6 protein-coding genes are annotated in these 5,684 nt (G+C 64.5%); all 6 read left to right on the top strand.

The window, feature by feature from the left end:
* A partial coding sequence (locus tag EOA22_RS22620) for a transglutaminase family protein (RefSeq protein ID WP_164755739.1) occupies positions 1-233 on the top strand: 233 nt, incomplete at its 5' end.
* Positions 234-239: 6 nt separating this feature from the next.
* Positions 240-2,651: a circularly permuted type 2 ATP-grasp protein gene (locus EOA22_RS22625; protein ID WP_063168908.1), complete on the top strand. Its 2,412-nt coding sequence runs from the start codon at positions 240-242 to the stop codon at positions 2,649-2,651.
* A 3-nt stretch (positions 2,652-2,654) separates the two neighbouring features.
* Positions 2,655-3,539, top strand: coding sequence for a transglutaminase family protein (locus EOA22_RS22630; protein ID WP_013529827.1), 885 nt, complete (start codon positions 2,655-2,657; stop codon positions 3,537-3,539).
* An 84-nt stretch (positions 3,540-3,623) separates the two neighbouring features.
* Entirely contained in the window at positions 3,624-4,730 is a 1,107-nt protein-coding gene (locus EOA22_RS22635; protein ID WP_063168907.1) for a DNA topoisomerase IB, read from the top strand.
* Positions 4,731-4,837: 107 nt separating this feature from the next.
* Entirely contained in the window at positions 4,838-5,212 is a 375-nt protein-coding gene (locus EOA22_RS22640; RefSeq protein ID WP_013529829.1) for a YciI family protein, read from the top strand.
* Positions 5,209-5,684: sigma-70 family RNA polymerase sigma factor (locus EOA22_RS22645; RefSeq protein WP_127390226.1), on the top strand; the 476-nt coding region annotated here is incomplete at its 3' end. The genes EOA22_RS22640 and EOA22_RS22645, both read left to right, overlap by 4 nt.

The raw sequence follows: 5,684 nt of genomic DNA on the forward strand, positions 1-5,684 counted from the left end.
GCATCTATGACCGATGGTCGGGCCGTGCGGTCGGCGGCTGCGTCTACCACGTCGCCCATCCCGGCGGGCGCAATTACGACACCTTTCCGGTCAATGGCAACGAGGCGGAAGCTCGGCGGCTCGCCCGCTTCGAACCGCGTGGCCATACGCCATCCGCCTATGTGATCCGTGAAGAACAACCGGCGGAAGATTTCCCGATGACCCTTGACCTTCGGCGGCCGGCAAGACTCTGATCAGCAATGGCAAAGGGGAATCACAAGAGGGGACGCGGCAAGCCGCAGACCCACAGCCTGCTGGAGCACTACCAGCCCATAGACGGCGTCGTCGACGAGATGGTCGATGCATCGGGCAATCCTCGCCCGGCCTGGAAGCATTTTGTCGAGGCGCTCGAGGAACTCGGTGCTGAAAAGCTCGGCCAGCGCTTTGCCCGCGCCGACCAGTATCTGCGCGATGCCGGCGTTTATTACCGCGTCTATGACAAGGCCGGCGCCAATGAACGCGAATGGCCGCTGGCGCATGTCCCGGTTCTCATCGAAGAGAGCGAGTGGGCGGCGATCAGCGCCGGCCTCGTGCAGCGCGCCGAACTGTTCGAGGAAACCATCGCCGATATATACGGGCCGAACCGGCTGGTCGAAAAAGGCATCCTGCCGGCGGGATTGATCGCCGCCAGCCCCGAATATTTGCGGCCTGTCCTCGGCACCAAGCCGGCCGGCGGCCACTTCCTGCATTTCTGCGCCTTCGAGCTCGGCCGTGGACCTGACGGCCAGTGGTGGGTGCTTGGCGATCGCACGCAGGCGCCGTCCGGCGCCGGCTTCGCACTGGAAAACCGCGTCGCCACCACACGCGCGCTGTCCGACATCTATGGCGAGATGCATGTGCACCGCCTTGCCGGCTTTTTCCGCCGTTTTCGCGACGCGCTGATCGGCATGGCCAAGGAGACCGACGGCCGCGTCGCCATCCTCACGCCGGGGCCGCTCAACGAAACCTATTACGAACACGCCTACATCGCCCGCTATCTTGGCATCATGCTGCTCGAAGGCGAGGATTTGACCGTTTCAGGCGGCCGGCTCATGGTACGCACGGTTTCCGGCCTGATGCCGATCAGCGTGTTGTGGCGGCGGCTCGATGCCGCCTTCGCCGATCCGCTCGAACTGCGCCCGGATTCGCAGATCGGCACGCCGGGCCTGGTCGAGGCGATCCGCCAGGGCGCGGTTGCTACCGTCAATGCGCTTGGCTCCGGCCTGATGGAGACGCGTGCGCTGCTCGCCTTCCTGCCCAAGATTTCACGGGCCTTGCGGGGCGAGGAATTGCTGCTGCCAAGCGTCGCGACATGGTGGTGCGGGCAAGCAACCGAACGCGCGCATGTGCTGGCCAACATCGATCGCATGGTGATCGGCCCGGCGCTATCGACGAGACTTGCCTTCGAGGATGACGATTCAACGAAGCTCGGTTCGGCGCTGTCGGCCGGAGAGCGGGCGGAGCTGGTGGCGCGCATCGAACGCGATGGCGGCGATTTTGTCGGCCAGGAAGCGGTGACGCTTTCGACGACGCCCGTCTATGTCGGCGGGTGGCTGGAGCCGCGGCCAGCGAGCCTGCGCGTCTACCTGGCGCGAACGCCGGAGGGCTGGACGGTGATGCCGGGCGGTTTTGCCCGCATCGGCCTGTCGCTCGACCCGACGGCGATCGCCATGCAGCGTGGCGGCCAGGCGGCGGATGTCTGGGTTGTCAGCGACAAACCGGTGGAGCGCGAGACGCTGCTGCCGCAGGAAGGCGACAGTTTCAGCCGCACCAGGCCCGGCAGCCTGCCCAGTCGCGCGGCGGAGAACCTGACCTGGCTCGGCCGCTACATCGAGCGCTCGGAAGACACGGTGCGCATCCTGCGCGCCTACCATGTGCGGCTCGCCGAAACGTCCGACCCGGACATGCCGCTGCTCGCCGACATCAGGGATTATCTCGAACCTTTCGGCATCGACGTCGAGACGGCGATCCCGTCAGGGCTGATCGGCACGCTGGATAGCGCGGTCTACAGCGCCGGGCAGATTCGCGACCGCTTCTCGCCCGACGGCTGGCTGGCGCTGAAGGACCTGTCGAAAACCATCCATCAGTTCGCAACGACGGTCGCGCCCGGCGACGACGCGACCCGGGCGATGACAGTCATCCTGCGTAAGCTCGCCGGCTTTTCCGGCCTGCTGCACGAGAACATGTACCGCTTCGCCGGTTGGCGCTTCCTCGAGATCGGCCGCCGGCTGGAGCGCGGCATCCAGATCTCCCGCACGCTGTCGCGGCTGACCAGCGCCAAGGCGCCGGACGGCGCGCTCGACATGATGCTGGAGATCGGCGACAGCGTGATGACCCATCGCCGCCAATATCCGGTGCAGGCCGGCCGGCGCACGGTGATCGACCTGCTGGCGCTCGATCCGCTTAACCCGCGCTCCATCCTGTTCCAGCTCGAAAGGCTGAAGGCCGAAATCGGCCTGTTGCCGTCGCTCGGCGGGGAGGGGCAAATGTCGCCGGCGGCGAAGGAAATCCTGCAGCTCAACACCCAGATCGCCATCAAGGAGCCTTCGGATATGACGGCAAAGGCGCTGGACGAGCTCGCCCACGAAATCGGCGGCCTCTACAACAGCCTCGCCAAAGCCTATTTCGGATAAATCATGCTCTACGATATCAGGCTTCATCTCCACTATGATTACGCTTCCGCTGCCGGCGGCGGTCGTCATCAGGTGCGCGTGCTGCCGTCGACGATATCAGGCGTGCAGCGCGTCATCGCCGCATCACTGTCCTTTGCGCCGGCGCCCAACGAGCGTTCCGACTTTTCCGATTTCTTCGGCAACAACGTCACCTCGATCGCCTTTCGCGACGCGCATGATGCGCTCGACATCAGGATGAGCGCCCGCGTGTCGGTGTCTCGGCCCGAGCCCGGGCTCGACGTGTCGCCCGATATCGCCCGGCTCAGGCAGGAGCTCGCCGCGGTGCGGTCTCTGGCACCTGATGCACCGCACCATTTCCTGACGGCCAGCACCCATGCCGGCATCGACGATGCGATCACTGCCTACGCACGCAGCAGCATCGCCGGTTCCGCCGCCAGCACGGCCATGAACCTGTGCCATCGCATTCATCGTGATTTCACCTATGACGGCGAGGCGACGACGGTGCGGACCCGGGCCAGCGATGCCTTCAGGCTGAAGCGCGGTGTCTGCCAGGACTTTTCGCATATCATGATCGCCGGCCTGCGCGGGCTCGGCATTCCCGCTGGCTATGTCAGCGGCTTCCTGCGCACCATCCCGCCGAAGGGCAAGCCCCGGCTGGAAGGCGCCGATGCCATGCATGCCTGGGTCAAGGTCTGGTGCGGGCGCGACGCAGGCTGGCAGGAATTCGATCCGACCAACGGCATGCGGGCCAGCAACGACCATATCACCGTCGGCTACGGCCGCGACTATTCGGACGTGGCGCCGATCGTCGGCGTGCTCAAGACCACGGGGGGACAGGTCGGCGAGCAGGCTGTCGACGTCATTCCGGTTGTGCTCGAGAAAGCCTGAAGGCAGGCTCGACACCGTTTTCGGACGGCGCGTGGAACCAGCGGTCGGCCAGTGGCTTATCTACGGAATTCGCGTGGAGCCGACATGTTGCAGAAATCCGGAATGTCGCCCGGCCGACCGGCTGGCGAGGACGCTGTATCGCCAGATGGCGTGTTCAAAAACGGGGCACAAAGCTCGGCCGATCATGCGTCGCTTAGTTATGTCAGCGATGCCGAGCCTGGTATCCGGCGGCTGAAGACAGGCAAGGGGTTTTCCTACAAGGGACCGGACGGACGGACGGTTTCGGACGCCACCAAAGCCCGCATCGAGGCGATCGTCATTCCGCCGGCCTGGACGGATGTGTGGATTTCGCCCGACGCGGACGGCCATATCCAGGCAACCGGCAGGGACCAGCGGGGACGCAAGCAATATCGTTATCATCCGCAATGGGCCGAAGAGCGCGATGGTGCCAAATATTCGAGCCTTGTCGCTTTCGCCGAGAGCCTGCCGGACCTGCGGCACAGGGTCGATAGCGATCTGCGCCGTCGTGGCTTGCCGTTCGAGCGTGTCGTCGCCGCGGTCGTCTGGCTGCTCGACAACACGATGATCCGCGTCGGCAATGCCGCCTACGCCCGCGACAACAAGAGTTTCGGGCTGACCACGTTGCGCGACCGGCATGTCGATATTGTCGGTTCAAGCCTGCGCTTTGCCTTCAAGGGCAAGTCGGGCAAGGAGTGGAAGCTGAAGCTGGCCGACCGCCGTATCGCCAGGATTGTGCGTGGCGCGCAGGACCTGCCAGGCCAGAAGCTGTTCCAGTATCTCGATGAGGACGGCGACAGGCGGCCGGTCCGCTCCGAGGACGTCAACCGCTATATCCGTGAGGCGGTCGGTGACGCCTTCAGTTCGAAGCATTTCCGCACCTGGGGCGGCACCATTCACGCCGCGTCGCTGTTTGCGCAAACGGAACTGCCGCAAAGCCAGGCGCAGCGAAACAGGGCGATGAACAGCGTCATCGACAAGGTTGCCGAACGGCTGGGCAATACGCGTGCCGTCTGCCGCAAATGCTATATCCATCCGCGGGTCTTCGAAGCGTGGTCCGAGGGACGGTTGCTGGATGAAATGGCGCAGGCCAACAAGCGCAAACGGGCGATTGCCGGTCTCGATGACGAGGAAGCTCTCGTGCTGCGATGGCTGAAACTGGGAGAAAGCTGACCGACGCGGCCGACGGTGGCCAAATCCGTCACATCTGGATTTTTTTATCGACGTCATGTCGGGATCGGTCTTACTGTTTCGTCCTTTGACAGAGAAAAGGACCAGCCATGCTCTACGCAATCCTCTGCTATGCCTCCGAAGATGTCGTCTGCTCCTGGAGCAAGGCACAGGACGACGAGGTCATGGCCAATCTCCTCGACGTTCAGGACAAGTACGCCAAGGCTGGTCGGCTCGGCCCGGTGGCACGGCTTCTGCCGACCACGGCCGCGACGACGTTGAGGAAGGTCAAAGGCGAATCGGTCGTCATCGACGGGCCGTTCGCCGAGACCAAGGAACAGTTTCTCGGCTTCTACACGCTCGAATGCGCCGATCTCGACGAGGCGGTGGAGTTCGCCCGCGAACTTTCCGAGGTCAACCCGAGCGGCGGCTCCTATGAAATCCGGCCGGTTTCGGTCTTCAACCCAACAACGGTTTCCGCATGACCGAAATGGCCTGGATCAGCTCCGCGATCAGCGCCGCCCGCCCGCAGGCGATGGGCGCGCTGCTGCGTTATTTCCGCGATCTCGATACGGCGGAGGAAGCTTTCCAGGACGCGTGCCTCAGGGCGTTGAAGAACTGGCCGCAGAACGGGCCGCCGCGCGACCCGGCGGCCTGGCTGATCTTCGTCGGCCGCAACAGCGGCATCGATGCGGTGCGCAAGCGCGCCAAGCAGGCGCCGATGCCGGATGAAGACCAGGTTTCCGATCTGGAAGACGCCGAGAGCGATATCGCCGAGCGGCTGGACGGGGCGCACTACCGCGACGACATATTGCGGCTGCTGTTCATCTGCTGCCATCCCGATCTGCCGGCAACGCAGCAGATCGCGGTGGCGCTGCGCATCGTCTCCGGTCTCACCGTCAAGCAGATCGCGCGCGCCTTCCTGGTTGGCGAAAGCGCCATGGAGCAGCGCATCAC

The sequence above is a fragment of the Mesorhizobium sp. M7A.F.Ca.US.014.04.1.1 genome (assembly GCF_003998745.1).
In the GTDB taxonomy this organism is placed as follows: Bacteria; Pseudomonadota; Alphaproteobacteria; order Rhizobiales; family Rhizobiaceae; genus Mesorhizobium; species Mesorhizobium ciceri.